Annotated in this window: 28 protein-coding genes and 2 pseudogenes; 21 read left to right on the top strand and 9 right to left on the bottom strand. The window is 62.4% G+C overall.

Going from position 1 to position 26,057, the window contains the following annotated elements; translation table 11 throughout:
* Positions 1–193: 193 nt before the first annotated feature.
* A pseudogene (locus ABS88_RS01180) lies at positions 194–313 on the bottom strand (integrase); the annotation flags it as partial.
* Between the two features lie 746 nt (positions 314–1,059).
* Positions 1,060–1,554: a hypothetical protein gene (locus tag ABS88_RS01170; RefSeq protein WP_007015493.1), complete on the bottom strand. Its 495-nt coding sequence runs from the start codon at positions 1,552–1,554 to the stop codon at positions 1,060–1,062.
* 29 nt (positions 1,555–1,583) lie between these two features.
* Between ABS88_RS01170 and ABS88_RS01165 the strand changes: the two genes are divergently transcribed.
* The 3 genes from ABS88_RS01165 to ABS88_RS01155 all read left to right on the top strand — a co-directional run bounded on the left by ABS88_RS01165 (position 1,584) and on the right by ABS88_RS01155 (position 3,409).
* Positions 1,584–2,618, top strand: coding sequence for a deazapurine DNA modification protein DpdA family protein (locus tag ABS88_RS01165; RefSeq protein ID WP_039858583.1), 1,035 nt, complete (start codon positions 1,584–1,586; stop codon positions 2,616–2,618).
* A 63-nt stretch (positions 2,619–2,681) separates the two neighbouring features.
* Positions 2,682–2,936, top strand: a complete 255-nt coding sequence (locus ABS88_RS01160; RefSeq protein WP_039858586.1) for a type II toxin-antitoxin system Phd/YefM family antitoxin — start codon at positions 2,682–2,684, stop codon at positions 2,934–2,936.
* Between the two features lie 167 nt (positions 2,937–3,103).
* Positions 3,104–3,409: a hypothetical protein gene (locus ABS88_RS01155; protein ID WP_007015495.1), complete on the top strand. Its 306-nt coding sequence runs from the start codon at positions 3,104–3,106 to the stop codon at positions 3,407–3,409.
* A 238-nt stretch (positions 3,410–3,647) separates the two neighbouring features.
* Here the strand turns inward: ABS88_RS01155 and ABS88_RS24975 are convergent, their stop codons facing one another.
* Positions 3,648–4,046, bottom strand: a complete 399-nt coding sequence (locus ABS88_RS24975; protein WP_007015496.1) for a hypothetical protein — start codon at positions 4,044–4,046, stop codon at positions 3,648–3,650.
* A 167-nt stretch (positions 4,047–4,213) separates the two neighbouring features.
* Between ABS88_RS24975 and ABS88_RS01145 the strand changes: the two genes are divergently transcribed.
* The 12 genes from ABS88_RS01145 (at position 4,214) to ABS88_RS01090 (ending at position 13,822) form a co-directional block, all read left to right on the top strand.
* Positions 4,214–4,858: a hypothetical protein gene (locus ABS88_RS01145; RefSeq protein WP_007015497.1), complete on the top strand. Its 645-nt coding sequence runs from the start codon at positions 4,214–4,216 to the stop codon at positions 4,856–4,858.
* An 11-nt stretch (positions 4,859–4,869) separates the two neighbouring features.
* Entirely contained in the window at positions 4,870–5,322 is a 453-nt protein-coding gene (locus ABS88_RS01140) for a hypothetical protein (RefSeq protein ID WP_007015498.1), read from the top strand.
* Entirely contained in the window at positions 5,319–6,653 is a 1,335-nt protein-coding gene (locus ABS88_RS01135) for a hypothetical protein (RefSeq protein WP_007015499.1), read from the top strand. The genes ABS88_RS01140 and ABS88_RS01135 overlap by 4 nt, the downstream gene beginning before the upstream one ends.
* Before the next feature lie 98 nt (positions 6,654–6,751).
* Positions 6,752–7,288: a hypothetical protein gene (locus tag ABS88_RS01130; protein ID WP_007015500.1), complete on the top strand. Its 537-nt coding sequence runs from the start codon at positions 6,752–6,754 to the stop codon at positions 7,286–7,288.
* A 28-nt stretch (positions 7,289–7,316) separates the two neighbouring features.
* Complete coding sequence (locus ABS88_RS01125) at positions 7,317–7,751, top strand: DUF4262 domain-containing protein (RefSeq protein WP_007015501.1); 435 nt, start codon at positions 7,317–7,319, stop codon at positions 7,749–7,751.
* 80 nt (positions 7,752–7,831) lie between these two features.
* Positions 7,832–8,158, top strand: a complete 327-nt coding sequence (locus ABS88_RS01120; protein ID WP_007015502.1) for a hypothetical protein — start codon at positions 7,832–7,834, stop codon at positions 8,156–8,158.
* Positions 8,159–8,249: 91 nt separating this feature from the next.
* Complete coding sequence (locus ABS88_RS01115; protein ID WP_007015503.1) at positions 8,250–8,543, top strand: hypothetical protein; 294 nt, start codon at positions 8,250–8,252, stop codon at positions 8,541–8,543.
* Between the two features lie 286 nt (positions 8,544–8,829).
* The gene (locus tag ABS88_RS01110) at positions 8,830–9,102 is read left to right on the top strand and encodes a type II toxin-antitoxin system Phd/YefM family antitoxin (RefSeq protein WP_286748703.1); all 273 of its coding nucleotides are present in this window, start codon (positions 8,830–8,832) and stop codon (positions 9,100–9,102) included.
* A gap of 467 nt (positions 9,103–9,569) precedes the next feature.
* Positions 9,570–10,409, top strand: coding sequence for an NYN domain-containing protein (locus ABS88_RS01105; RefSeq protein ID WP_007015506.1), 840 nt, complete (start codon positions 9,570–9,572; stop codon positions 10,407–10,409).
* A 101-nt stretch (positions 10,410–10,510) separates the two neighbouring features.
* Positions 10,511–11,722: a helicase HerA domain-containing protein gene (locus ABS88_RS01100; RefSeq protein WP_007015507.1), complete on the top strand. Its 1,212-nt coding sequence runs from the start codon at positions 10,511–10,513 to the stop codon at positions 11,720–11,722.
* A complete protein-coding gene (locus tag ABS88_RS01095) occupies positions 11,719–12,930 on the top strand; it encodes a hypothetical protein (protein ID WP_041565063.1) in 1,212 nt (403 codons plus the stop codon). The genes ABS88_RS01100 and ABS88_RS01095 overlap by 4 nt, the downstream gene beginning before the upstream one ends.
* A gap of 88 nt (positions 12,931–13,018) precedes the next feature.
* Positions 13,019–13,822: an N-6 DNA methylase gene (locus tag ABS88_RS01090; RefSeq protein WP_007015509.1), complete on the top strand. Its 804-nt coding sequence runs from the start codon at positions 13,019–13,021 to the stop codon at positions 13,820–13,822.
* Between the two features lie 426 nt (positions 13,823–14,248).
* On the opposite strand, the gene ABS88_RS01085 is transcribed toward ABS88_RS01090, so the two are convergent.
* Complete coding sequence (locus ABS88_RS01085; RefSeq protein WP_007015511.1) at positions 14,249–14,746, bottom strand: Ros/MucR family transcriptional regulator; 498 nt, start codon at positions 14,744–14,746, stop codon at positions 14,249–14,251.
* A gap of 262 nt (positions 14,747–15,008) precedes the next feature.
* On the opposite strand from ABS88_RS01085, the gene ABS88_RS01080 reads away from it, so the two are divergent.
* The 3 genes and pseudogenes from ABS88_RS01080 to ABS88_RS01070 all read left to right on the top strand — a co-directional run.
* The gene (locus tag ABS88_RS01080) at positions 15,009–15,788 is read left to right on the top strand and encodes a Mom family adenine methylcarbamoylation protein (protein WP_041565062.1); all 780 of its coding nucleotides are present in this window, start codon (positions 15,009–15,011) and stop codon (positions 15,786–15,788) included.
* Positions 15,789–15,819: 31 nt separating this feature from the next.
* Positions 15,820–16,062 (top strand): hypothetical protein, encoded by a 243-nt coding sequence (locus ABS88_RS01075; RefSeq protein WP_007015513.1) that lies wholly within the window; start codon positions 15,820–15,822, stop codon positions 16,060–16,062.
* A gap of 97 nt (positions 16,063–16,159) precedes the next feature.
* Positions 16,160–16,534 (top strand): annotated as a pseudogene (locus tag ABS88_RS01070) (hypothetical protein); the annotation flags it as partial.
* Positions 16,535–16,793: 259 nt separating this feature from the next.
* Here ABS88_RS01070 and ABS88_RS01065 read toward each other — a convergent pair.
* The 5 genes from ABS88_RS01065 to yhhA are packed head-to-tail and all read right to left on the bottom strand — an operon-like array spanning position 16,794 to position 21,742.
* The gene (locus ABS88_RS01065; protein ID WP_007015515.1) at positions 16,794–17,891 is read right to left on the bottom strand and encodes a glycosyltransferase family 2 protein; all 1,098 of its coding nucleotides are present in this window, start codon (positions 17,889–17,891) and stop codon (positions 16,794–16,796) included.
* Between the two features lie 32 nt (positions 17,892–17,923).
* Positions 17,924–18,415 (bottom strand): GNAT family N-acetyltransferase, encoded by a 492-nt coding sequence (locus ABS88_RS01060; RefSeq protein WP_081474088.1) that lies wholly within the window; start codon positions 18,413–18,415, stop codon positions 17,924–17,926.
* Entirely contained in the window at positions 18,405–19,412 is a 1,008-nt protein-coding gene (locus ABS88_RS01055) for a hypothetical protein (protein WP_007015517.1), read from the bottom strand. Before ABS88_RS01055 ends, ABS88_RS01060 begins: the two co-directional genes overlap by 11 nt.
* Complete coding sequence (gene yhhB, locus ABS88_RS01050) at positions 19,412–21,547, bottom strand: cyclophane-forming radical SAM/SPASM peptide maturase YhhB (RefSeq protein ID WP_007015518.1); 2,136 nt, start codon at positions 21,545–21,547, stop codon at positions 19,412–19,414. The genes ABS88_RS01055 and yhhB overlap by 1 nt, the downstream gene beginning before the upstream one ends.
* Before the next feature lie 12 nt (positions 21,548–21,559).
* Positions 21,560–21,742 carry a YhhA family cyclophane-containing RiPP gene (yhhA, locus tag ABS88_RS01045; RefSeq protein WP_007015519.1) on the bottom strand — a complete coding sequence of 61 codons (183 nt, stop codon included), beginning with the start codon at positions 21,740–21,742 and terminating at the stop codon, positions 21,560–21,562.
* A gap of 749 nt (positions 21,743–22,491) precedes the next feature.
* Here yhhA and ABS88_RS01040 point away from each other — a divergent pair.
* From ABS88_RS01040 to ABS88_RS01030, 3 genes are all read left to right on the top strand, one after another.
* Positions 22,492–23,937: an SMEK domain-containing protein gene (locus tag ABS88_RS01040; protein ID WP_039858603.1), complete on the top strand. Its 1,446-nt coding sequence runs from the start codon at positions 22,492–22,494 to the stop codon at positions 23,935–23,937.
* Positions 23,934–25,343: an argonaute/piwi family protein gene (locus tag ABS88_RS01035; RefSeq protein ID WP_007015521.1), complete on the top strand. Its 1,410-nt coding sequence runs from the start codon at positions 23,934–23,936 to the stop codon at positions 25,341–25,343. The genes ABS88_RS01040 and ABS88_RS01035 overlap by 4 nt, the downstream gene beginning before the upstream one ends.
* A gap of 123 nt (positions 25,344–25,466) precedes the next feature.
* On the top strand, positions 25,467–26,057 hold a 591-nt coding region (locus tag ABS88_RS01030), incomplete at its 3' end, for a site-specific integrase (protein ID WP_286748696.1).

The raw sequence follows: 26,057 nt of genomic DNA, 5'->3' as shown, positions 1-26,057 counted from the left end.
CTAGGCGATCAGTGGTGCGACAGTGTCGACCTGCGCTTGATACGCGATTGAAGGCCCAAATTCCTGGGTCATGTTCGTTGGAGCGAAACGTCACATAACACCATAAGCCGCCGTTACGCCTTACATTTACGAACGACTGCTTCGTTCCAGACGCCCGTGTTCGGCTCTTTCCCGAAAACGGGCGCGATTGGGCTCAGATCTCAGTGTTTTCGGCAAGGGCAAGCACGTTCTCTACGTCGATCCCGAGATAGCGCACCGTATTTTCTATCTTGTTATGACCGAGAAGGATTTGGACCGCCCGCAGATTTCCCGTCAATGGCCGTAATTCTTGACTACAAGCTTGAATGACGGCTTTGTCCCACCACTCGTTATTCGGGACGGTGAGATGGTATTCAACCTCTCCCAAATATGCGCGCAAATGTGGAGCGACAAACATTTGTCGAACGGCGGCCCGTTCATTTCCGACGAACTGGCGAATGTGCTTAAGCAGTCAGGCCTTACTTGATTGAGCCTGAGCGAACATGGCGTGGAAACCGTCGCGTGATGGCTGCTTCGCAATCAGTATGACGACACACACATGAATCGCGCCGCTGATGGTCCATCTCGATCACTGGCACACCGTTGCCTCAATCCGGTTGCGCGAAAAACACTGTCGGATTGGGAAAGTGTCCGGCAACCCGATTTCGAGGGATTTCCGTCACCCTAGATCAACACCCGCTACACCTTGTCCAGCGTAACGTCGTCGGGCCGGTGATCATGGAGCTCGGCAGTGCTGGGAGAACTGTGGTTCGCCATCGCCACGGCCGTCTCGATCCCGGCTGCGCCGGCATGCCAACGCACCGTGAACGCGCTTCGCTGAGGAGAATGGATGTCAATCGTCCGCAACATATGAGGTCCCATCACGAAGGCTCGGCGCACTACACCGACGCGTTCGCCGAGGCGCAGTAACGACGCGCCGAGAGGCTAACCTGCGAACGCTGAAGGCGGGCACCAGACAGCCGGCACCGGACAAGGGATAAACCAAGAGGGCGCGCGACCGAGGCGCCTGCCGCGCGTGCTTCAGGCGCTCAGCCCGGGATCGGCCCACCAGGACTGACCCTGCTGAAAATCCTCCGACATGGAGACCACCGGGCCATCGGGTTCATCCGCCACATAGGGACGTACGAGAGCCCGGGCCTTGAGCTTGCGCCGGCGCATCTCGCCCGCGATCCGGCCGCGCGCCTCGAGCAGCTCTTCCAGCCACATCAGATCGTCGATCATCTCGACCACGCCGCGGCCCGCGAGGCAGAAATAGATACAGCGCTGGAAGTCATCGCCGGCCGGATTGCTGAGGATCGAGGCCAGCTTGCGCTTGCCGCCCTGTTCGCCCTCGTGGATCCAGCTCACCGCCTCGCGAAGTTCGCGGACCGAATAAAAGGCGTCCTCGACATGCATACCGATCGCCGCATTGGCGATCATCCGCCGGGTCGGGCGGTTCTGCTCGTCCAGGGCCGCATCGCGCAGCGTCACGTCCAGATCGAAATGGTCAAGATAGCGGGCGGCGGAATCGGTCATCGGGTATCTCCTTTCGTAGGGAACGTAATATGAACACGGGTAGGGTCAAGCCGAGTACGATCGCGGTCATGATAGGGCTGCCCCATCTGTCCGAGGGCAAGCTGCTCGATCGGGCGAGGCGGCTCCAGCAGCCCGTCCTCATTTCGGCGAACGCTCTGTCGCGCTGGTCGAGGCGCCGCGGCTGGCGGGAATGGACCGGCTGGTCGTTTCGCCCGCTCGGCAACGCGGCGGGCCTCCACAGCCTCTGCCTCGACAGCGCCGGGTTCAGTGCGATGGTCACCTACGGCGGATATCCGTGGACCGTGGACGATTATATCCGCCTTGCGGCGGCTTATCCGTTCGGCTGGTGGGCCAGCCTCGACTATTGCGTCGAGCATCAGGTCGCCGGCGACCGCGACGAGGTGCTCGACCGAATTTCGCGCACGATCCGGGCCAATATCGAGTGCCGCCTGCGCGGCGACGACCAAGGGATTCTCGACACCTTCATGCCAGTCATCCAGGGGCGCCTGCCGTCCGACTATGAGCGCTGCGCCGAGGCCCTGTCCTTGACGATTGAGCGGGCAGGACTGGTCGGCGTCGGATCCATGTGCAGGCGCCCTATCCACGGGCCCGAAGGTCTGATGGCAGTCGTCGATCATCTCGACCGCGTGCTCCCGCGCCTTACGCGGTTGCACCTTTTCGGCGTGAAAGGGGAAGCGCTCCCCTATCTTTCAGCCTTCCGCCACCGTGTCGCCTCGATCGACAGCCAGGCTTACGGGGTCGCAGCCAGGACCGCGGCAAGGCGCCATAACCTCGCGAAGACCGACGCCGTCGTCGCCGATCATATGGAGCACTGGGTCCACACCCAGCATGCGCGCCTGCGCCAGCCGCAGCGCCAGCTTCCCATGCAGCCGCTGACGCCGGATGCCGGGCCGCCCGACGATCCCTGGGAGGCCGCGATTGCCGAAGCGCGGCAGCAAATCCGCGAACTCATCGAATCCGGGGAACTCGATCATGACGAGACCACCGCCCAGTGGATCGAGCAATGGGCTGCCGACATCTATCGCGAGCGCATGACGGGCTGAGCCTCGGTTGGGACTGAAAAAAGCTGGAGAACGCGTTAGAGGACCAATGCGGAAGAAAACATTATGCAGGCTTGGACGATTCAGGACGCAAGGGCGCGCTTCAACGAGATGCTTCAAGCATGCACGGTGAACGGACCCCAGATGATCACCAAGCGAGGTATCGAGGCGGCGGTTCTGGTGCCTGCCGCCGAGTGGCATCGGTCTCAACGCCGCGTGCGGCCGACACTCAAGGAACTCCTTCTGGCGCCCAGCGGACGTGGCGATCTCGTTATTCCGCCAAGGGGGCGGGGGACACGCCGCCCGACTTCCTCCTACTGATGTTCCTCCTCATCACCGATATCGTTTACGTCACCATGTCGCTTCTAGCTGTCGTCGACAGCGCCCCGCTGACGAGACCAGCGCGTCTTGGCCCGCAGCCAGAGAAGAGAGGGGATGCGAGGGCAACCTGACGGGAGTTAGAGCTCCTGCAGATCGAGGAGCCCCCCATGCCCCACTCCTTCATCGTCACCGAGCGGATACCCGTACGCTCGAATCGCGCGGAGGTCCGCAATCCGATCCTCACATTGCCTGCGGTTGCCAAGCTGCGGGCGCTCGACCCTAATACGCGCGCACTGCTGCAGGACTTGCTCCTCGAATTGCAGCAGGATGCGAGGCAGCGCGCAGAAACGAGCTGGCGCAGCCGCAAGCCGCCCCTCGCCTCGTACTGGGCGGCCTGCGGTGTCTATGCGGGTCACATTGCCCGCGCCATCGGACCCGGCGCGGGCCGAATCCGATCAGCCAGGCGGGGATGATCGCAAGGGCGCTTCGATTGCACACCTTAAGCGCTCTGCAGGCTGCCGTCAGTGGTTGACACCATCCGGGGCGCCTCCGCGGGCCAATCTCCTGTTTCGAGGACGGGTGGCCCCTCGAAACCCGCGAGATCGATCGTGAGGGAGAGTCGCTGCGCGCCGAAGCAGACGACGTCACAAGGAACGGCGCGCAGCGTCTCGTCGATCCCGCCAATTCCGCCCCGAGAGATGACCACATAGCTTATCCTCGCCGAGGAGGACTCGACCAAGGCTTCGACCGCGCGTCCGAGACGCCGTCCGTGGCAGTCATCGATCTCCATGCCGGCAAGACCGGTCGCGGTGAAAAGCTCATCGCTCGACAGCGGCGGCTGGCCCTATCGGCGGACTTGCCGCCCTCTTCATATCTGCGCTGCTCACCCAGCCATCGCCACGCGCCCACCATGTTCACGACGGTTAGGAAGCCGTTCGTCGCGAGCAGATTGGTTTGCCCGGTCGAGAGACCCACCAGCGACCAGCAGATCGATCCGATCGTGAATACGAGGAACCCCGAGCCCGTGACCTTCGCCCCGAGATTGGCCGCGGTCATCATCGCGGCGATCATCGTTGCGATCGAAGCGATCCAACCCGCGATATCTTCCATCCATTTCCTCCGTCGCCCCGGCTCCTCGCTTCGCGAGGACGCAATACACTCTCGATCGCTTGCTGTCGTCTTTCGGCGACGTGCCCTTCCATCCCGCCGGGCAGAAAAGAGGGAAGCGGGGCTGGGAGCGCGAGCGGAATGACCGCTCGAGATTCCCGGAGGACCCCATGAGCTATGATGTGGCATTTCGCTACGGCCAGGCGCTCGACCCCAGCGCTCTGATCACCATCGGCACGACGCTCCATGCCATTCAGGCAGCGATCACCGATTGCCGCAACGCAGGCATCGAGGTCGAAACCGACCCCGCCGTCATTCTGCTCGTGCGCCATTTCTCGCAGGTCTGTGCCGATCGGCCAGCTGATGCGGAGCTACGCCGCGACTGCATGGCGCGGATCGCGGACCTCAGAAACCGGCCAATGCTCAAGACGCTCGCCCTGCGCGGCGTCGCCTATGACGAACCTGCCAAGCGCCTCTTCCATTCCGAAGGCCGCGCCGCGATGCGCCGCCTTGCCGACGCGCTCGGCCTTGAGGAGGGAAGCTTTGACATCCGCTCCAACAAGGCGGGGCCGGCGGTGTCGGGCGAGATCACGCTGCATGCCGACATGCTCTGGGTCCAGTTCTCGCTAGGACCGTTCGGGCCCGACCGCGAGGTCTGCTTTCGCAAAGTCCGCAATCGCCAGGATCATATCGGCGAACGCAACCATTGGGCGTCGGTCCGGGAACTGGTCGAGCCCGATCGTTTCGCCGCGCGCATCCGCCGCGATCTCAATCTCGCCGCCGCCACCCCCGCCGCGCCGCGGCTGGTCGCCTGAGGAAGGCGCGGATGCGTATCCTCCTCACCCGCACCCGGATCGGCACGGAACCACCCAGCTACTCCTTCCGGGTCTATGTCCCCTTCACAGAGATTTCGCTCGAGCGCCAAGCGCTGATCTCGATGCACTCAGACTACGGCATGGGTGCCGGCCTCCTTGCCCGGCTTCCGGACGTCATCGCGCCGATGTCGCATCTCGGATCCGCGCCGGGCCTCGACAAGCACAACCTTGGCAAGCGCATCGACGGCGTTGCCGATCGCCTGGGGGCGATCCTGCTCGGACAGGTCTTTCCCGAGATGGCGGAGCAACCCGTTCAGTTTCGTCTCAGCGTGCCGGCCGCCCCCGCCAATGCACGGCTCTTTGCAACGATCGACAACCTGTCGGGACGCTACGAGCCGCTCTCGCGTGCGCTGGAGAACCTCACCGCTGAGGGCCTCGGATTTCACCGGGAGAGCGACCGATGATCTCAGAGCCGTTCGATCCGGCCGATGAGGCCACCTGGATCGCTCGTGGCCGCCGGCCGGACCACGCCGCCATCCTGGCCGATGCCTGGCGGCGTTTCCCGGACCTGCCCAACGACGCCGATCGGGAAGCCAGGCGCGCGCGGATGCGGCAGCGGGCGCTCGCGCTGCGTCCGGTCATGGACGCCATGTCCAAAGCCGCCGATGCGGAGCGGCAGGCCCGCAATTTCGCCTTCACCGAAACGCGGATTGCCAGCGGCAAGGGCGACGATCGCGATCGCGCCATCCTGCGCGCGCGCAACCTTCATCGCTACGACTGGGACCGGGCCGTCCGCTACGCGTCGGGATGGTTTGCCGCCACCGCCGGGTGGGAGCCGGAGGCACGGCGAGGGCAAGGCGAGACGCCCGCGACCCTGGCCTACGAGGAGGGCTTCGCCGATGGCGGCGGCAATCGCGACGACCTCTTCGATACCGCGCGCCGCGCCTACGACGCAGCTTCGTTGCCCGAGGCGCAGCCGGTTCCCACCACAGGGCGGCCGCTGCCGAGCACCTGGCCCAAGCCGACCGACGATCCGGTCCCCGCGCGGTGGGCGCGTCGCCTCCTTATCCTCGGCGCGCCCGAAGCGGGATGGATCCGCGAAAGCGCGGCCGCGAAGATCGAGTCCCCGCTCCTGCTCCCAGCTCTCCAGGCGAGCGAGGGGCAAGACGAACTCGCCATCGTCGTGATTTCGAGCACAGGCTTCCATGCGCTCCAGAATTCCATGCCGGACGCGGCCGCGATCGAGTCCTTGAGCGGCGACGCTGTCTCGTTCGATCCCCGACTGGAAGACCAGCTTCGCAGCCTTCTCGCTGGCCGAGATTTTGACGATATCCTGATCGCCGCCCAAGGCGACTATCTTGCGCTCCTCGACCTGCATGCGGTGGCGCTGCCGCTCTGCCGGACCATGGAGCGCACCCGCAACACCTTGCTGCAGCAGCGCGCCCACTTCCGCATCTGGCTGGATCGCGGGCTCATGCCGGGAGAAAGCCTGGGCGCCGGCCACATCCGCTGGGGCAAGGCGGTGAAGGGTCTCACCGGCAAGCTCGGCGAATTCACGGCCCGTTATGCCGGGAAGCAGCCCGGCGGCGGCCACCGCATCACCGTCGAGACGCCGGACGGGCAGCTTGCAAGCGGCTATGTATCAGCCCGCGGCGAACCGCTGTCCCCCGAGACCGTCATCGGCAACCGGGCTCATCTGCGCAAGGCGATGGCTTCCCGCCTGCGCGCCTTCGGTGGAGCCACGCGGCTTGTCGCAAATCGCGCGCCTGATCTCCTCGACCTTGCCACGGCCTGATCCCGCGCGCGTGCAAGGGGGAGGGGGTGTCCGGGAAATGTGCCGGCGGATTGAGCGGCCGGTGCCCGCATTTTCGTCCACTTACAGGAACCCGATCCATGCCCGAAACCAATGTCGTCTCACTCCCTGCCGCCAGCGCCGCCGCCAAGCTCCTCCCGCAACTCGAGCACCTCTTCGTCGCACTCAGCGAGAGCGAATATCATGCGGCCACAATTTTCGCGTTCGATCCCGACGCGCATCTGTCAGCAGGCCAATTGGCGGCGGATGATCACGAGCCGCGCGACCGCCCTCTCGCCGGCGATGCGATGAGCCTGCGCGGCTGGATCATCCTTGCCCGCGCCTGCTGCGAGGCCAAAGACCAACATGACGACAGGGCGCGTCTAGAAATCTTTCTCGCCGAGCGCGCGACGCCCGTCGAAACAATCCTCAAGCCCGAGATCGGTGCGCGTGTGCGTCTCCGCCGACGTCCGCGCGTCGGGGGGGACCGCTATGCCGGCCGCGACGGCGTTATCGTGAAGACGCATTTCGCGGGCTTCTACGTGAAGCTCGACATGACGCCGCGTGAGCGCAGCCAGAAGACCGAGCTGGTCGAGACAGACTATCTCGAAGTCCTGACTCACCCCGCGACCGCCTGAATTCGCTCCCATCGCGGAGGAGGATTTCATGATCGATGCTTCAGACTTCTACGCCGCCATCGAGCGCAACATCACGCGGAGCGGTCAGCATCTCTTCCTGATCTTCGCCGACGGCGAGACGCCCGCCTTCGCCTACACCATCGGAAACGCGCTGCAGGGCCTGCCGGAACTCCTGCTCATCGGCAACTACTCGCCCCGCGTCGCCGGCTCGATCATCAACGAGCTCGGCCGGAAAATGCGCGGCGCGCGCCGGCCGCTCGAAGGCGACATCGACGTTGGCGGCCGCTTTCCTGCCCGCGTTCGGCAAGCCTCGGCCCAGGCGCGCCAGCGCTTTACGCTCCAGGCGGGGCGCTACCTTCGCCACGAGGAATATGACGTGCTGCAGGTGCTACTGTGCGATCCGGACGGGGTCTATCCAGGCGAACCGGGCTGCGCGGCCGCCTACGACGTGCCGCTGGCCTGAGGTTCGCCGCTCGGCACCCCCAAACGATTGGCCGAGGACCTACAGGAATCCGTCGGTGCAAATGCGAAGGAGCTTCGCTCATGAACCCCGCTCTCGCCAATGAACTGGCCGCCCGCGCCGCCGATGGCTGGCATCCCGTCACGCTCAGCGAAATCAAAGCGCAATTGCGCGGTCTGGGCTATGCGCTCGATCGCACGCTGGACTGCCGGTCCACGGCCCAGATCATGACCGGTCCACGTGCCGGCAAGACCTACCCCACGCTCTCGACCGGCATCAAGGAGGCCGACACCGGCCGCAGCGCGTTCCATGTCGAGGCTCGGCGCGACGCCAAGTTTCGAGCGCTGCAGAAACTTCGCTTTGACGTCGGCCTCTATGCCGTCCTGGGCGCCGCGATCATGGATCTCTAATCCTAGGCCGATCAGTGCAGCATTCCCGGGACAAGGGTCGTCGAACGCTTCGACCCTGGCCCACACCCCCCAATTCCTCATCTGGAGACCGATGATGTCGGAGCCCACCCATTTCGTTCAAGTCTATGCGACCGTTCGCGTCAAGCTCGCCGTCACGGCCGCCAGCCACGAAGACGCCATGCGTGCCGCCGACGCGGCCCTGTTCGCCAGAAGGTTCGGCGTGCGGTTGATCCCCACCGCCGAGGGCGCGCTCGACGCCGACTATGCCGAGGAAGTGACCGGCTATCTCGTCGACGAGGCCGGCGACACGGAATACCTGCGCAGCGCGAACTATGGCCAGGACTATGCGCCCGACTGGGGCATGCGTAGCCGCTCGAGCGAATGACCAGAAAGCTGCAACATTCTCCCGCCAAAGCGGCAGGCAGGTTCTACAAACCCGCATCTTGACGATTTCCCGGGTTTTCCCTATGTTCCATATTATCGGGCAAATACGAGCCCTCATGATCCGGGAAAATCGTAAAATATAGTCGGGACGGTAAAATCAGTACGAAGGCGCGACAGATATCCCAAGCGGTGGATTAGAAAATTCGGCCTAAATCGTTGGTAGTTATATCCGAACCTATTTTCGCACAGGCATCACTTCCGGACGTAGAGATTGGAGCCCAAAGCTCATGGCGAAGAGCATGGAAATCGTTCCTTCAGGTGAATTGCAGAAACAATTCGGCCGCTACTCTGACGAGGCGATGATCCGTCCCGTCGGCGTCAGCAGGAACGGGCGGTTGCGTTTCGTCATGGTTCCTATTGACGACTATGAGCGCCTGCGTCGCCGTGAACGAGTTGCAGGCCGTGCGGAGGATTTGGATGAAGAAACCCTCGACGCGATCCGGGCCGTCGAGCCCGCGCCCGAGTGCGACGAAGCGGAAGCTCGACATAGCGCTTCCTAAGCCGGGCGAGGTTATCAATTACAGCTATCTTTGGGAGTACGAATACAAGGACGGTCGCGACGAGGGCGTCAAAGATCGCCCCGTTGCCGTCGTGCTAGTCACCCAATCCGATGATGGGTTCGATCAAGTTCATGTCGTGCCCATGACGACCCGGCCTCCCACCCGTGGTCAGCAAGCGGTGGAAGTCCCCCAGGCAGTAAGACGTCAGCTTGGTCTCTCGGGCGAACGCTCATGGGTCATCGTCACCGAATGGAACAGGTTCACTTGGCCTGGTTACGACATACGGCCGGTGCGCGGCCGAGAGCCGTCGATAAGTCATGGCTTTCTCCCCTCGGGACTCTTTCGACAGATCCGCGATGCCCTGATCGCTGCGGCGATCGGACGACCTGTCGATCGAGATCTCTGAGACCCTGCGCCGCGCACGACGATGAAAGGCTGCAAAGAAACAAATTGGGGAGGTACTGAACGTGGACAATGAGGATCGTGGACGCGGCACATCGGATCGGCGCATCGCGCTTCTCATCGATGCGGATAATGTCTCCCACACGAAGATCGCGGCAATGCTCGCGGAACTCTCCAAATACGGCACGGCGAACATTCGGCGTGCCTATGGCGATTGGGCCAAGCCGGGCCTCAAAGGCTGGACCGACAAGCTCCACGACTTCGCCATCAGGCCGATCCAGCATTTCAGCTATTCGACGGGCAAGAACGCGACCGACATCGCGCTCGTCATCGACGCGATGGAACTGCTCTATACGCAAAGGCCCGACGCGTTCTGCATCGCATCGAGCGATGGCGACTTCACGCCGCTGGTCATGCAGCTCAAGGCCAATGGTCATGAGGTCTATGGCTTCGGCGAGCGCAAGACGCCCACGCCCTTCGTCAACGCCTGCACCACGTTCCTCTATCTCGATGGTCTCGAGGATCCGAGCCAGCCAGCGGCACCTGGCGAAGCTCCCGACACGCCTGTCGCGGCCAAGACCGAAACCAAGGCCGAGGCAAAGGCAAAGCCCAAGCATTCGGCCGCCAAGGCCGCGGAAAAGACCCTGGCACAGAACACCAAGCTCGTGACGATCCTGCGCGGTGCCGTCGAAGCCTCCGCGCGCGAGGACGGCTGGGCGCTCATGTCCGCGGCGGGCAGCGCTGCGAAGCGCCAGGCCCCCATCGATCCTCGCAACTACGGCGTGAAGAACTTCACGGCGCTCTTCACCGCGACCGGGCTGTTCGAGATCCTCAAAGGCGAGAACGGACAGAGCTACGTCGCCGACAAGCGCAACAAGGATCGCACCCCGCGTCCCGGCGGGTGATGCTCCCGGCGCGCCGATAGCGAACACAGGGGCCGGACGAGCAAAGGGAAGGGGGATCGAGTGGGCGGTGGCCAGACAGGCCGAGCCCAGGAGATCCCATCATGGCAACAGTCGTTTCGATCGACCCTTCCGCCGATCAATGGTCCGTGCCGATCGGCAAGCACAGCCGCGGCGCGCTCATGCTCAATCTCGAGCGCCTGCTCGCCGGCCGCCTGCTGATCCAGGGCAGCAGCGGCGCGGGCAAGAGCCGAACCTTGCGCAAGATCATCGAGGAGGCCTTCGACTTCACGACCATCGTGCTCGTCGATCCCGAGGGCGAATTCGGCAATCTCGCCGCGCATATCGGCGCGACGTCGCTCAAGGGCTGCGAACTGACGTCGGACGGCCTGACGGCGGCCGCCGCGCGCGCCCGGCAATACCGGCTCTCGCTCCACGTAGATCTCACCGATCTCGACCCCGACCAGCGCATCATCAAGGCGGCCGCCCTGTTCGCCGGGCTGATCGGCGCGCCGCGCGAGCATTGGAGCCACACCGTCCTCGTCTGCATCGACGAGGGCCATCTGCTCGCCCCCCATCACGCAGGATCGGCCCGTGACGCGGAGACCCGCCGCCTCGGCGTCGCAACCCTCACCGACCTCTGCGCCCGCGGCCGCAAGCGCGGGATCGCGCCGGTCATCGCCACCCAGCGCCTCGCCAAGCTCTCCTCCTCGGTGATTTCCGAGCTGCAAAACTTCCTGGTCGGCCTCAACGTCTTCGACCGCGACATCGCGCGCGCCGCCGACCTGCTCGGATTTTCCGCCAAGGAAGCCGACCGGCTGCGCAAACTCGCGCCCGGTGAATTCTTCGCCATGGGGCCGGCCATGTCGCCGCTCCCCGTCCTGGCCCACATGGAAGAGACGATCACCGAGCATCTCGGTGCGACACCCCGGCTGACCGCCGCCGCCGCGATCGACAGCGACGAAGCCGAAAGACTGCTCGATCTCTCCGCCCTGCGCGAGGTTTCGAGCGGCGGCCGGGACACCACGCTGACCCTCAAGGGCACGCGGGCGCTCGACGCGTTCCTCCTCGATCCGTCCGCGCCGCACGCGGCCTCGATCATCGGCGCGCTCAAGCGCATCGCCCCCAACGCAACCACGGCCGACGATCTTGCCGGCCACCTCGGTTGCCCACGCGAGGCCATCGACAATGCGCTCGACATGCTGGCTGCGATCGCGGCGGTCGATACCATGCCGCGCGGGGAGGACCGCATCGCCCGGCTGCATGCACGGCTCAGGGCCAAGATTAGCGACATACCCGTGGTGGCGCTCGCATGAAGCCGCTCGATCTGGGCGCAGATGTCGTCGAGCTCGCCCCCGCACCGGGCCCATTCCCCCGACCCCAGCCGCTGCGCGAAATGGCCTTTCGTGCCGATGCCTGGACGCCGGCCGAGAGTGAACGGCTCCGGACGCTCTTTCTCGACGATACCGCGATCGCCGACATGGCGCTTGCGCTCGGCCGGGGCAGGGCGGCGGTCGCCGAACGGATCGCTCTGCTCGGGCTTCGTCGCAACTCGGCAAGGGCCTGGACCGAACTCGACGATGCCGAGCTGACCCGCCGCTATGGCGGCGAACCGACCGCGACCATCGCTTCCGATCTCGGCCGATCCTGCTCGGCCGTCTATGCCCGTGCCCGGATTCTCGACCTGACCGAGGGCAATCCTCCCGAATGGTCGCCTTGGGAAGATGCCCAGCTCGTCGAAGGGTATCGCCGCGGCGTGCCGCTTGCCCAGATCGCGACGCTGATCGGCCGACCCTTTGGCGGCCTGTCGAGCCGGGCTGGCACTCTCGGCATCGTCCACGCGAACCATCCGCCCGACTGGTCCGCGCAGGAAACGGCACGCGCGCTTGAGCTCGCCGAAGCAGGCCACCGCTATACCGCGATCGTTGACATGCTCGCCAGGGAGGGGTTTCCGCAGCGCACCATCCGGGGCTTCGGGCTCGCGATCCGCAAACTCGGATACGGCCGGGGCTGGGGCCGGGCCTGGACGCCCGAAGAAGACGCCCTCCTCCAGAAAGCCTATGGCGAGGGCACCAGCCTGACGCCGCTGCGGCGGCAGCTCGGCCGCACATCCGGCTCGCTGCGCCACCGCGCCGAATATCTGGAGCTGCGCGGTCGTCATGCCAACCGCAACGGATGGCGCATTGGTCCGGACTGGACCGAGGCCGAGGAGGCGCGGCTGCGCGCGGACTATGGCCGTGTTCCGACCAAGCTTCTTGCCGCGCGCATGGGCCGGACCAAGGCTGCGCTCACCTCGCGGGCAAACAGCCTCGGCCTCGTCCACGGCTACATCCGGCCGTTCAGCGACGAGGAAACGCGCGCCCTCGAGATCGCTTTCCGCACCGGGGTTTCGATCGCGGATCTCGCCGTCGCTCTCGACCGCAAAGCCATGTCGCTCAGCAAATATGCGACCAACCACGGCTACCAGTTCGGGCGCAGGCCGAGACGCACCGTGACGCTGGAGGCCCTGCTCGCCGCGGCGTGATTCCGCCGCCGCCAGCCGGCTTTCTCGAACCATTCACTCAGACAAAGCGCGTCAGCTTGCCCAGCCGGCCTGCGCTCGGGAAACCCTCATGCCGCCCCAGGATCGATACATCAGGAACGTCCTCAAGCTGTTCGAGGCCCATGGCCATCGCCATGATCGCTACACGCTGTTCTCCGATTGCATGGAGCTCATCGCGATCAGCATCTCGAACAGCGTCGACATCCGTTCGCGCGACCATCGGGAGGCACGCTATCTCCAGATCGTCGGCCGCTATGATCGCCCTACGATCGAGATGTTCCCGCGTATCCTGGGCGAGATCACCATGGCGCTGGAAACCGCGCCGGGCGATGTTCTGGGCAGCATCTTCACCGCGCTTGAGATCCACAACAAAAGCCGGGGCCAGTTCTTCACGCCCTATCCGGTCTGCCAGATGATGGCCGAGGTCACGCTCGGCGATGCCCAGAGCGCCCGGGCGCTGATCGCCGACAAGGGCTATGTCCGCGCGATGGAGCCCGCCTGCGGCGCCGGCGCCATGGTCATCGCGCTTGCCCAGGCAATGCTCGCAGCCGACATCAACTACCAACGCCATCTCCACGTGACAGCGGTCGATATAGACCCGCGCGCGGTGCACATGGCCTATATCCAGTTCTCGCTATTGCACATCCCGGCCCATCTCATGGTCGGCAACTCCCTGAGCAACGACGTTCGCGAACATTGGTTCACCCCGGCTCACATTCTGGGAGGTTGGAGTGCGAAGCTTGCAAATCAGCCTCGCGTAGTCGAGCCGCCGCCGCGTTCCGCGCCACAGAGGGCCGGGGATCGCTCATCTCCTTGCACGCCACCGCCGGACGCAAAGCCCCGAACGATTGGAGAACAGTTTACCCTGTTTTGATTGGCTGCAGGGCCTTCGCGGCTCGCTTTCAAACATCTCACCGCAAGATGAGTTCCTAGTCACCAATAGACCTTAAACTTTGGGTCGGAGAGCTGTTCGGGACTATGTCTCACCACTAGATAGTCACATTGATCACTCAACCTGATCAAATGCTCCGCGGTGCATCGACAGAAGGAAAGCCCTTTTTCGACCGCCAGTCGGGTGCGTTAGGCAAGATCATGCTGCAATCCGCCCAACAATTTTCGATCGATTGAAGGGTGCACAGCGGGGTCATCACGATGCCAACGGTTGTTTCGGCACCAAGATAGGGCAGGGTGCTCGCCTCGATTTGCTAGGCAAATATTGTCAAGCGACGCGACGACGCACTTTGATCTGACTGTCCCTGTTCCAAGCCCGCCTTCTTCGAGAGGAATTGCCTAGATGATTTTATTGGGCAGGCGGCCCTTCGGTTGATTTTGCGCGTCCGCGACGAGCGGGGGCGGCTTTCGCCGTCTTTGCCGGCGCGGCTGCGCTGGCCGTCTTGGGCCTGCGGCCGAGACCGATGCTTTTTGCGAGCGTACGGCGCTGCTCGGCATAATTGGGCGCGACCATCGGATAGTCGGCCGGAAGATTCCACTTCGAACGATAGTCAGCCGGCGTCATCTGATAGTGTGTCATCAGGTGACGCTTGAGCATCTTGAGCTTTTTACCGTCCTCGAGGCAGACGATATAGTCCGGCTTCACCGAGGCGCGAACCGAAACGGCCGGTTCATGCTTCACTACCGCTGCGGCCTCGGTTTTGCCGAGATTGCTCAGCGCCGCATGAACATTCTGAATCAATAGCGGCAGATCCGAGACCGCGACGCTGTTGTTCGTCACATGAGCCGCGACGATGTCGGCGGTCAGGGTAATCAGCGTGCTATCGCCTTCCGACAAGTCGCTCATGATGATCTGCTTTCCTTCGATTTTCAGAGGAGTCCCGAAAACTGCTCGCTACCGGGAACGGAGCGGCTTGTGAAGCTTCCGGCGCGTCGAAAACGCAGTTGCCAGTTGCGCACGGCTTGCCCCGCGCCACTCCTATCGCCGTAAAGCAAATATTCCATGAACTGCCACCAGTTCAATCCATGTCACAAGAAGAGGGGAATGGGCCGAAAGGACAAGTCGGAGGGGCTAGAGCCGCCGACGTCCCTTCAACCCGAGGCCGGACATGGAAACCTCACGCAGCCAGCGCTGGCGGGAAAGACGCGCCTTGTGGGCAACAGACTTCCGCACCATCAACCCCAGAGCCTATTCGGTCGATCTCATCGAGCACCGCATGGCGCGCGCTTTCATCGCCGAGCATCACTATCTGCCCAACTATCCAGCTGCGCAAGTCGCCATCGGTCTTTTCGGACGCCGCGCCGTTCTCGAGGGCGTCTGCGTCTTCGCGGTGCCGGCGACTGACGCCGTCATCACCCGACACACCGGCTTTCTGGACCCTACCAAAGGCACTGTCCTCGCTCGCCTGATCCTTCTCGACAGCGTCCCCCAGAACGGCGAGAGCTTTTTTTGCGCGCGCGCGTTCCGGCTTCTTCGAGAGGCCCGCCCCGCGATCGAGGCTGTCGTCTCCTATAGCGACCCCGAGGCTGGCCATATTGGCCGGGTTTACGCCGCCTTGTCGGGAGCGCACCGCGGAACTACGCGTCCGCGTATCGTCCTTCGGACTGGCGATCGCACGATTTCCGACCGTACGCTGTCGAAAATCCGCCTCCGCGAGCGCGGAATGGACGGAGCCATCGACCAGATTGTCCGGCTCGGTCTTCCCGCTCCCGCTCTTCGCGAAAGACCGGAAGCCTGGCTCCAACGCCTCCAGACTGAAGGTCTCCTCACGCGCCATCGGCATTCGGGCCTCTTCACTTATTGTTTCGAACTCACGCGCGCCGCGCGCCGTCAGGGCCGTGACCTCCCGCGGCTGCCCTATCCGAAGCTTCTGCCCATCGCCACCTGAGCGCGCATCCGTCCCAATAAGGAGTATAGTCATGTACGTTGCATTCAAAATCAGCGGCAGTTTCGCCGTTCCGGTTGGAACCCAGGCGGTTGAAGGCCTGGCGAACCTTTTCCGACTTCCTTCGGGCGAGGTGGTCTCGGTCCATCCGGTTATCGAAATGGCGAGCGCGCTGGAGAGCGATGATCATCGCGACCTGACCATTGCCGAGGGAACCGAACTCGGAATCCACCTCGACCTCGACGACCGCGACTCCAGTCTGCAAGACAGGGCCTGACGCGAGCCGGCGCGCTCGCGGCCGATGCTGCCGAGAAAGAAGGTGGAGTGGGATTGGTTCGGTGCGCAGACTGGCTGCGCGAGACCGGAGTACTTCCATGCTGGCGACCGATCGTTCCGCGTTGACCGCGGAGTCCCGTGAAATCGATTATATCCGCGTGTCCGAACCGCCGCCGATCGTGCTCGCCTATGGCATCGGCGTCGACAGCACCGCCTTGCTCATCGAGCTGGATGCACGAGGAACGCCGCCCGACCTCGTGATCACTGGCGACCCCGGTGTCGAGAAGCCAGAGACCTACGCCTATCAGGAGATGATGGCCGCCTGGATGGGCGCGCGGGGCATCCGTTACGAGACTGTGCGCTACACGCCGCGGCGGTTCAAGCACTGGCCGCCTTATTACGACCTCCTGGCGAACGTCCTTACAAATGCGACGCTGCCGAGCATCTCGCTGGGGCGCCATAGCTGCAGCTTAGGTCTGGGCTTAGCTAGTGTCCTGTTAGTTCGCCGTGAAGGGAGGACAGGCCGGGCGACGCGCTAATCCAAAAAGCTGGCGGCGCCCGGCCTGTCCTCCCTTCACTTAAGCACTAAGGTATCGGATCGGCGATCCGTGAGGCGAGCGCCGGCAGTTGATCTCAAAAGCTGCGTTTTGATCAAAGAGGGCACGCGTAGCGACGACAGCGAGCCACTGCCTTTCGCCCTATTCTGAGAAGCGGAACGGCCGCCAGGCACCATCAGCCAAGGTTTGTATTTTCCGCCAGATAGCTCTTCAGTTGCGGCAATTGTGTATCGATCAATTGCAATGCTGTGTGGAGAACAAGCCCGGGTGTGTGGCGTAGCTGGTCGCGCGTCAATGGCGGCAAGAGCCTCAATAAAGGTGCGAACCTTGCTCTCAGTGCATCGGTCGTAGCCAGGGTCCCAAGCGCGTGACCGACCCATAGCGGCAAGACACCAAATAGGATCAGGTCATGGCATTGGCGGAGCAATATCGCTTCGTGCACTGGGGAATGTGATTGATGCAATGCTTCGAAACTGTCGATCCCGGCATAGTCGCGGCGCCACCGCGCCACCCAATCAGCACCGTGTGGGAACCCAGAGGTCGCGAAATAGAGCCCAGGGCTCTCGTATAACTTTCGGCGCGAAGGCTGGGCTGTCGCCCTCTCAACTATGATCTTTCTGGCGTTGTAGGACTTGGCCCGCAGAAACAGGCGCGAGGTTTCGGCGTGGATCTCCTCACCATGGGGATCATACTCCCGCTCGTGTCCGCCCCACACGCGATAGTCGGCGAGACGGAAGGCGCAGATTTTGTCGTCGACGATGACATCATCCGCTTCGGCGACGCAGAGCGCGCGAACCGAGGCACTCACTTGTTCGCAAAGCGCCTGATATGCCGAATGCTCGAGGGCGAACTCGGGAGCGGCCTCCGCTCGTCCTTCGAGCAGCGTCTGCGGGCCCGCCGTCTCACCCGCCGCGCGCATCTCGGCAACATAGCCGGGCTGATATTGTGTGTCGGCGTCCGCTTGCAGGATCAGGACATCCTCGGCGACCACCCCTTCCTCGAGCGCCAACTGTGCGACGAGATCGATGCCGCGCCGGCGCGGGGGAACGTATCCGCGCTCGGGTTCGTACGTGAGTTCCACGGTACCGGGTGGCGAGGTTTGCTGGATATCGCGCGAGAGTTCGAACGTGCGATCCGTCGATCCATTGTCGACAAGGACCAGCGTGCCGTCCGGCTTATCCGTAGCCGCGCCCGGGCCAAAGCCGAGCGAAGCGCAGGTCGCCACTAGCTCTCGTTGCTCATTAAGGCAGGGCATGACGATATAGGCGCGCATTCGGACCTTTCAGAATTCCGGTGCGGTCGCGCTCAGCCTCCGGTCGACGACCCTTCACGACGAACATGCTTCATAATCAACTGAGAGTGACCTGCTGGCGTCACGTCCGCAAAGCCGGCTTCTTCGGCGGCGCGCCGCGAAGCGATGTTGGATTTGCGCATATGGGCGTAGACGACATTATATTCGCTTGCATCGCACGCGGCACGATAGGCGAGACGGCCGATCTGACGCCCCTGGCTTTCCCGGTTCAGAAAAATCTGGAGCGAGGCATGTTTTCCGATCGGGGGTTCTTCAATCAGGTTGATGAAGACGGTTCCCGCGCGCTCGCCGTCGGCCTCGATAGCCCAGGCCTCGCCACCTGGGCCTCCGCCGCGTTTGGGCGTGCCTTTGCTCGGGACCAATCGTACTTTCTCCGGATCGATCGGCCCGAGCGGCGAATGCGCAACGACAGGAGGCGGCTTCGGCGTCGGGCTGGCCCTTCGGCGCCGTTGCCTCTGCTTGGCGGATGAGGGCTTAACGGACATCTAGCCGCGCAAAGGCCGCGCGCAAACGCTCGTCCGCCGCCTGCCAATATTCGCTGGGGAAGAAGCCCGGCGAATAGGCAATTACGACATCTTCGAGCCGCGATGCGAGCCTGGCGCCGTGCAGCGCATCGGCAAGGGCATCGACCTTATCAAGCACCGATGCCAGCGAAGGGTCGAGCTTTCGGCGCCGGTCGAGCCAGTCGCTGTCGCCATCATAGCGATTGTTGAAATAGTCCATGTCGATGTGAAGCAGGATCGGTCCAGGGCCGATCCCTTGCAGCCAATCTCCAAGGTCAGGCGTGATGCGATATCGCCCCGGACCGGTCTCGCGCGCGACCGGAACGAGATCGACAGCGGGGCGCAATGCGCCAGGGTCGAGCAGCGTGTCCTGCTCCTCGGTCAGCTCGACACGAAAGTCTCTAGTATCGACCGCTTTCGGCGGCTGGCAAAGATGGCGAACCTCGGTGGTCGGGAATGCGTGGAGGAACGGCGTTAGAAAGCTGCCCATGCCGATGGCACCACTTCGTATCGCGCTTGCAACGCTATTAGGCTGGGCAAGGTCGACGAGATGGCCAGTCATAGGATCGCGCCAACCCGCCTGCTCCACGAACAGCCGCGGCGCGCCCAGATCGCGGTGATCGTCAACATGGAGCACCACGATCGGCGCAGCCTGTAGGCCGGCCCGCTCCAGCCATTCGCTCCAGCTGAGAAGCGTCCAACTGTCGTAGAGCGTACTGAGAATGCGACCGCTACGGCGCATCGAGAGCGCCATATCGGAACGCTCAAGGCCCTCACCCCACCACGCGAGTCCGGCGGACAATTTGGGATCGACATGCCGCGCGGCATCATTGGGCCAACCGAGCGTCAGCTCCCAGCCCCCGGTAGTCCGTTTAACGCAGGCATCCTTGTCACAAAAATAGTCGCGCAGCGTAGCATGACGCTCGGCTGCTGTTCCCGGAAGCCGATCGAAAGGAAGGGTGATCACATTGTCGGGCATCAGGCCAATTCGCGTTCGGCGGAGGCTTTGAGGACAGCAACCAGTTCGCGTCCCAGTGGGGTCAGCGGACAGCTATCGAGGGTCACGAATGCGTCGCGAAGATTCTCCTCGGTGTCACGGAGCTGATTGATCGCCCGATTGTGGAGGCGGGCAGGCCCTTCGTCCCTGACATGAAGCCAGAAACGCCGCAATTCGACAAAGACGAACACGGCGTGAAGCAGGCCTGAAGGTGGGCGAAGATCCTCTCTCCACGGCGAGGAGACCAGCGCCGCGGTGGAAGCCACGGTCGGCGCAAGCCGCTCCAGGAGATAGAGTTTCTGGTGCCGGTGCTCGTGCAACAACGAGTCGGCGAGATCGTAGGCGTCGATCGGATCGTCGCCCTGCAGGACCGACACATAGAGAGCACCTGGGACCGAGTTGTCGCTGAACGAAACGATCTTGTCGGGATGCGCAAGCGGATCGCGGATAAATTGGATTGCGCCGCAAGCCATTCTCATCTCGCGCGCCATTGCCGGGCGCCAGCGCTCAATGATCTGCAGCGCCTCCTCAACGATCGGCTTGACCTTAGCGGTGGTCGCCTCATCCTCAAAATAGATTGCCTCGCCAAAGGGAATGCGAAGCCAGGGATCGGGGAAACCGATCTGAAAGCCGGAACCGTCGCGTGATGGCTGGGCAAGCAAGTCCTGCAGATAGGATGCGTCGGCTTGGATTGCTGCGCCGTCGACGGCCTGAACTTCATAGGCGGCGGTCTGAATGTCGAGTGTGTGCCGCCACGCGATGGCGCCCGGAGCACTCGCCAGTTCTTCCTGCTCGGAAACGGACAGCGCATCGAACGCCGTGATCGCCGGACCGAGTTCGGGGTGGGTGGCACGCAACTCGCGGACCGTCCCCAGCAGCGCGTCACGCGCGGCTGACCGCGCACCGGCGCAGAGATCGTCCATCATCGCCGTGGCACTCTCCGCGAGATCGAACGCTGCTAGGTCGGTGCCAGTGGGCAGGGCCGAATCCAGCGCATCATCCGAGGGCAAGAGCAGTTCCGCGAGGCGGACCCGCGCATGTTCGACCAGCGCGAGCATCTCACGACAATAAACGGTCGGATGATTGAAGCCGTCGGTGCCAAAGCGGTGGGGGAGCGATCCGCCCCCGCAGATTTCGACAATCGGACAGGCTTGGCACTCGCGGCATAGTCCTGCTTTGCTGAGCAGCGCGCGATGCGCTGCGATCCGGGGCGAGGTCGCTATGTCTGCGATCGGCGTATCCCGTACCGAACCGCCAAGGCTGGTCGCTCCGTCCTGGGTCACCTTGAGCACGTCGAGATCGTGATAGCTTCCGTCGGTCTCAATCGAGATAAGGCTGACGTCCCCGAAGCCAAATGCGTCAGTCCGGGAAGGCAGCCCGGAAACGGCATCGAGCAAAGCTTCAAAGGTTCGCACCGGCAAATGCGGATAATGGTCGAGCCACAGATCGAATGCGCCGATCAGCCAGCGCTCATAGAGCGAGGGATCGAGCGCGCGGCCTGGCGGGAGGCGCAAATGGTGGGCGTCGGGTAGCAGGAAATCGAGATTCGGCGGATGATGCGCGTCGAAGAAGGCGAAGAGATCCTCCGGCGAGGTCGCGGTATCGATGACGGCGATGACGCCTGCAAATAGCCTGGGGCGCTTCTTGAGCCGCTCCAGCGCAGCGAGAACCTTATCGAAGCTCGAGCGCCCCTTGCGCGTCGTTCGATGCTTGTCTTGTGCCGCGCGCGGCCCATCCAAGCTCAGCGAGACACCGATGTCCGCTGCCTCAAGTTGATCGAGCGCGGCATCGTCAAGCAGCAGCCCGTTGGTCTGGAGCCCGACATCAACCTTCGCGGTTGTCGCGGCACGGATTTGGGCGGCAAACGCCGCCAGCTTATCCGCACCAGCAAGCAAAGGTTCGCCGCCGTGGAATACGACCGCGCAGTGCGTGATCTCCGCTTGCGCGGTATAGGCACCTAGTCGGGTCGCGAAACAAGACCGGTCCTCCGCCGACAAGAGCTTCGGCATGGCGCGCCAGCTCTGGTCGGCGTGGTGGTAGACGTAGCAATAATCGCAATCGAGATTGCAACGCGACGCGACCTTGACCAGGAACGAGGTGATCCTGGCGGGGGTCATGCGAGGAAGTCCTTAGGAGCGATTGTGCCGGTGATGCATCCGGTCGTAGCTCGTGATGACTTCGCTTGCTTCCGCTTCGGCGAGAACGCGACCCTTCAGCCGGCGCAGCGCCGGATTCAGAGGCTGTTCACGCAGGAGGGCGGTGCGGATTTCGGGGCTAGCTTCCGGCGCCCGAACTTCGGTATCGATCGACATAGGGATACTCCTTTCGATGCATCGCCATAATACACGCTATTTTGAAGGAGTCCATCATGCCATCAACCGCGATGAATTTGGATAAATATTTGCCAACACACTGTAAATATTGGGATGTTCATTTCACGCATAAGTAAAATCGGCGTAATTTGGTAATTACGAATGGATGTATTGAAATCAAAATAAGATTTTATTGCATAAATTAATTTTATCACATATTCGTGGGAATATTCATCCATTATGGATGAGATTATTTGGAAATAATTCGCATTCTGGGCCGATCGCGTCGAGGGGGAGAGAATTAATACTTCCGCAACATCGACTTATAAAAGGATGATTTTTTTCTAAATAATAACAGTGTGTTACGAGCCTTCTGAAAAAGAGGCGCGCGCGTCGATTCGATCCCGCTACCCATGCCCATGCCCATGCCCATACACATACCTGTTCTGAGTTGTAATAGGCGATGGCTTTTTGGGCACAGTCGCCCCGCCAAAGTGCTGGCGCATGCTGAAATCTGCAGAGGTCACCCATCTGATTTGTTACCTTTCGTTCCATATGAGGTGGCCTGCCTCCCAGCGATCCCGGTTTATTCCCCACCGCTCAGCACTCGGAGGCATCTGAGCTTAGCGGAGAGCGGGCGTTGAAGGCTCTTCAGGCTTCAAAGGCCCGTCATCAGCTATCGCCCGCTTGCAATGTTCTTGGTGCGTTCCCATACTCCATGGAGGCCATCTTGGGAGGAGCGCGGCGGTATGAGGCAGCTTGAGGTTGAGAATCAGCTCCGCGACGTAGTGAGCCGTATTGTCGTACAGGTAGAACTGGCGACCGCGCAGGGGCGGACCGACATCAACCTCGCGCTCGAAGATGCATTCATCCCGATCCTGAAGTCGGTCTTCAACCTGCCGCACCTCATCAATCTCAACCGGAAGCAGAAGAACTTCCCCGGCATCGACCTCGGCGACGACCATGACCGTGTCGCTTTCCAAGTCACTTCTACCATCGGGCTGGAGAAGGTGAAGTTCACGATCGGGCAATTCATGAGCCGGTCGTATTATAACACCTTCGATGAGCTATACGTACTCATGCTGGGCAAGAAGCAGGCATCCTACAGTCAGAGCGCCGTAAATGCCCTGCTGACGGAGGATTTCTCGTTCAACTGCGCAAAGCACATCATCGACCTTAGCGACATCCTCCGCATGGTGACCGGACTGCGTCTGACAGCGCAAGAGCGCGTGCTCTCGGAGCTTAAGCACATCCTCGGCGAGGTGGATGCCTTCATCAGCATGAGATCGGAGACGGTTGAGGCGCCAACTGCGATCACAACCAACCTACAGGAGATCCGGCTGCCCGAGGCAGTCTACGTTGCGGAGCTGACGATCGACGACAAGGCGGTGATCGCGCAGGCCAAGGCGGAACTGAACTACAAGGGCTACGCAAAGAGTCGAAGGTCTGTCGTGAAGATGGCGCTCCTTCTGAACGATGTGTCGACGGACGCATGGGTTTGTTACAACAACAAGCTGTTCTCATTCACCGATATTGAGGCCAGCGGCCTGATCAGCATCGTGGACGAGGGCACGATCGAACGGCTGGAGATATCCGATCTGGCCGACTCTGACGAGCCGGACAACGTGAACATTCTCAAGCAACTCATGTGGGCCGAGACGCGGCAGATGCTGAAGGCGCGCAACGTGCGCTCCCATCCAAAGGACGGCTTCTTCTTCTTCGTGCCCGGCGAGGATGGGCAGGAGCTTCGCAAGGAGGCCTGGGTCGGCAAGGCCAGCGCGACACGCACCGTGTACGTAGTGAAGTATCAGAAGAAGGACCCTGACAAGATCGCGCATCACCAGCACTTATCGTTTGATCTGACGTTTTCAAATCTAGGCGGGACCTGGTTCTCGCAGATCGTGCCGAGCTGGTATTATTCCTATGACGGTTTCAAGCGCTCGAACTGGCACGACAAGTTGCTCTCGAAGCAGAAGCGGCTTGAACTGAATCTCAGCGTCAGGAACGCGGTTCGTTTCGTCGCCTACTTCCTCTCCAACACCAGCAGTGAGGAAGGCTTGGACGAGGCGCCGTTGAGCTTCGGGACGCTCCTCGAATTCGACGTTGGCGACGAGGTCGATGACGATCTTGACGAAGGCGACGTCTCTATCGCCGACTATGATGACGATGCGACCGACGAAGGGATGGCGGCATGAGGCTGACGACTCTCGCGGAGCCGATGCTCGAGTTCGGCACCGGCACCCACATATGCCCGCGTACGGGGATCGAGCACATGGGCGTGTATGACAAGCGCGATGAACTGCGCAGGACGGAACTAAGGGTCGGGGTCGTCGGTCGAGGCGAGGGCATTGATCTGCTGGACGAGTGGCTCGAGAGGTGCCGGGACGGCATCGAACGGAAGAAGGAATCGCAACTTCTCAACCTGTTCCGTGGCTTCGGCGGGGTGAACCAGAGCTACGGCTTCCTAACCCGGCTGATCAACTCGCCCCAGTATACGCGGACACTAAAGAAGTCGGATATCACCGGAATCGTGAAACTTGCCTCCCGCGCCGACCGGGTAGAGAGGGCTGTTGAGCTCTACTATGAGCAGATCCGCTTCCTGGCGGAGAACAGGTCGGTTGACGTCATCGTCTGCGTATTGCCGAACGAGATGTTTGATTCCGTGACCATCTCGGCCACTGGCGACGCGAAGGATGAGAGCGAGCTCGAGCATAATTTCCGGCGGATATTGAAAGCCAAGTGCATGCACCTCGGCACGCCGCTTCAGCTGGTGCGGGAGAAAACCATCCTGATCACCAAGTTCGCCGGGGAACAGCAGGACCCAGCGACGAAGGCATGGAACTTCTGCACGGCGCTTTACTACAAGGGCAACCGAACAATTCCTTGGCGGCTCGTCGAGGACACAGCCAAGCTCCGCTCGTGCTACATCGGTATTGGTTTCTACAAGAGCCGTGACGGTGAGACCGTGTCGTCCAGCTTGGCACAGGTCTTTGACGAGTTCGGGCATGGGATCATCCTGCGCGGGACCCCAGTGTCGATCGATAAGAAGAACCGTCATCCATATCTGAGCGAGGATCAGGCCTACGAACTCCTGCGTGACGCTCTTGATGAGTACGACCGGGCATTGGAACACATGCCGGCCAGGATCGTGATTCACAAGTCGAGCCGTTTCCGCGACGGCGAGCGCAAGGGCTTCCTGCGGGCGCTGGAGGAGAAGGGCATCCGTTCGAAGGATTTCGTCGCGATCACGGACACTGACGTCCGTTTGTTCAGCGACAAGAAGTATCCGCCGAAGCGGGGGACACTGCTGACGATCTCGGAGACGGAGGGCGTTCTATATACCCGCGGGACGGTCGACTTCTACAAGACCTATCCTGGGCAGTATGTGCCGAGCCCTCTGAAAATCACCGTATATGAACAGGACTCTTCGCTCGAAAGCCTCTGCGACGAGATCCTCGGTCTGACGAAGATGAACTGGAACAACACCCAGATGGACGGGCGCCTCCCGATCACGCTCGAATGCGCGAAGAAGATCGGCGACATCATGAAATATGTGAGCGTCAGCGAGAAACCACAGGTCAGTTACAGCTTCTACATGTGATCCGCGCCGACGGCGGGCGGCGATGCATCCCGGAAAGACACCGATCCGCCGAACCGTTTGCCTGCCGGCTCCCAAATAGCGCTATTGTTCGCCGGAATCTCAGCGCGAGGGGATTCCGACAGCATGGTATCGATCATTCGGGCTTTGGCGGGTGAGCCAGGCATTCCCGCCGGCTTCCCGATCCTGTTTGACGCCGACATGGCGATCATCGAGCCGGCGTTCCTCTGGCTCATGGGGCACTCAGAGCTAAGCGGTCGCGCCCAGGCCAATGACACCGTGCGGACCTACGGCGAGCATCTCCACGACTGGTTCGACTCGCTCGAACAATCAGGGATCGAATGGCGCGAAGCCGACGAACGTGTCATCGCCGCTTATCGCAACCGGATGCTGGAGAATCCCAGCACGCATACCGGGCGGCCCTACGCCCGGACCACGATCAATGCGCGTGTCTCGACCGTCTGCCGCTTTTATAGCTGGGCCCTAGATCGAAAGCTGATCGACCATTGCCCGTTCCGGTTGACCGAGAAGATGACGCTGATGTTGGACGGCGCCTATCGTCCCGGACTACAACGGCGCCAGGTCAACGAGCTGATCGTCTCGCTTCCCGAGAAGCTTCCGCGACCGTTGCGCGCCGACGAACTGTCTCGGCTGTTCGCGCATCTCAGGCCTACTGCTCGACTTGCCGCGCAATGGGCGCTTGGGGCGGGGCTGCGC

The sequence above is a fragment of the Sphingopyxis sp. SCN 67-31 genome, assembly GCF_001725095.1.
This window is presented reverse-complemented; position numbering and strand designations above follow the sequence as displayed.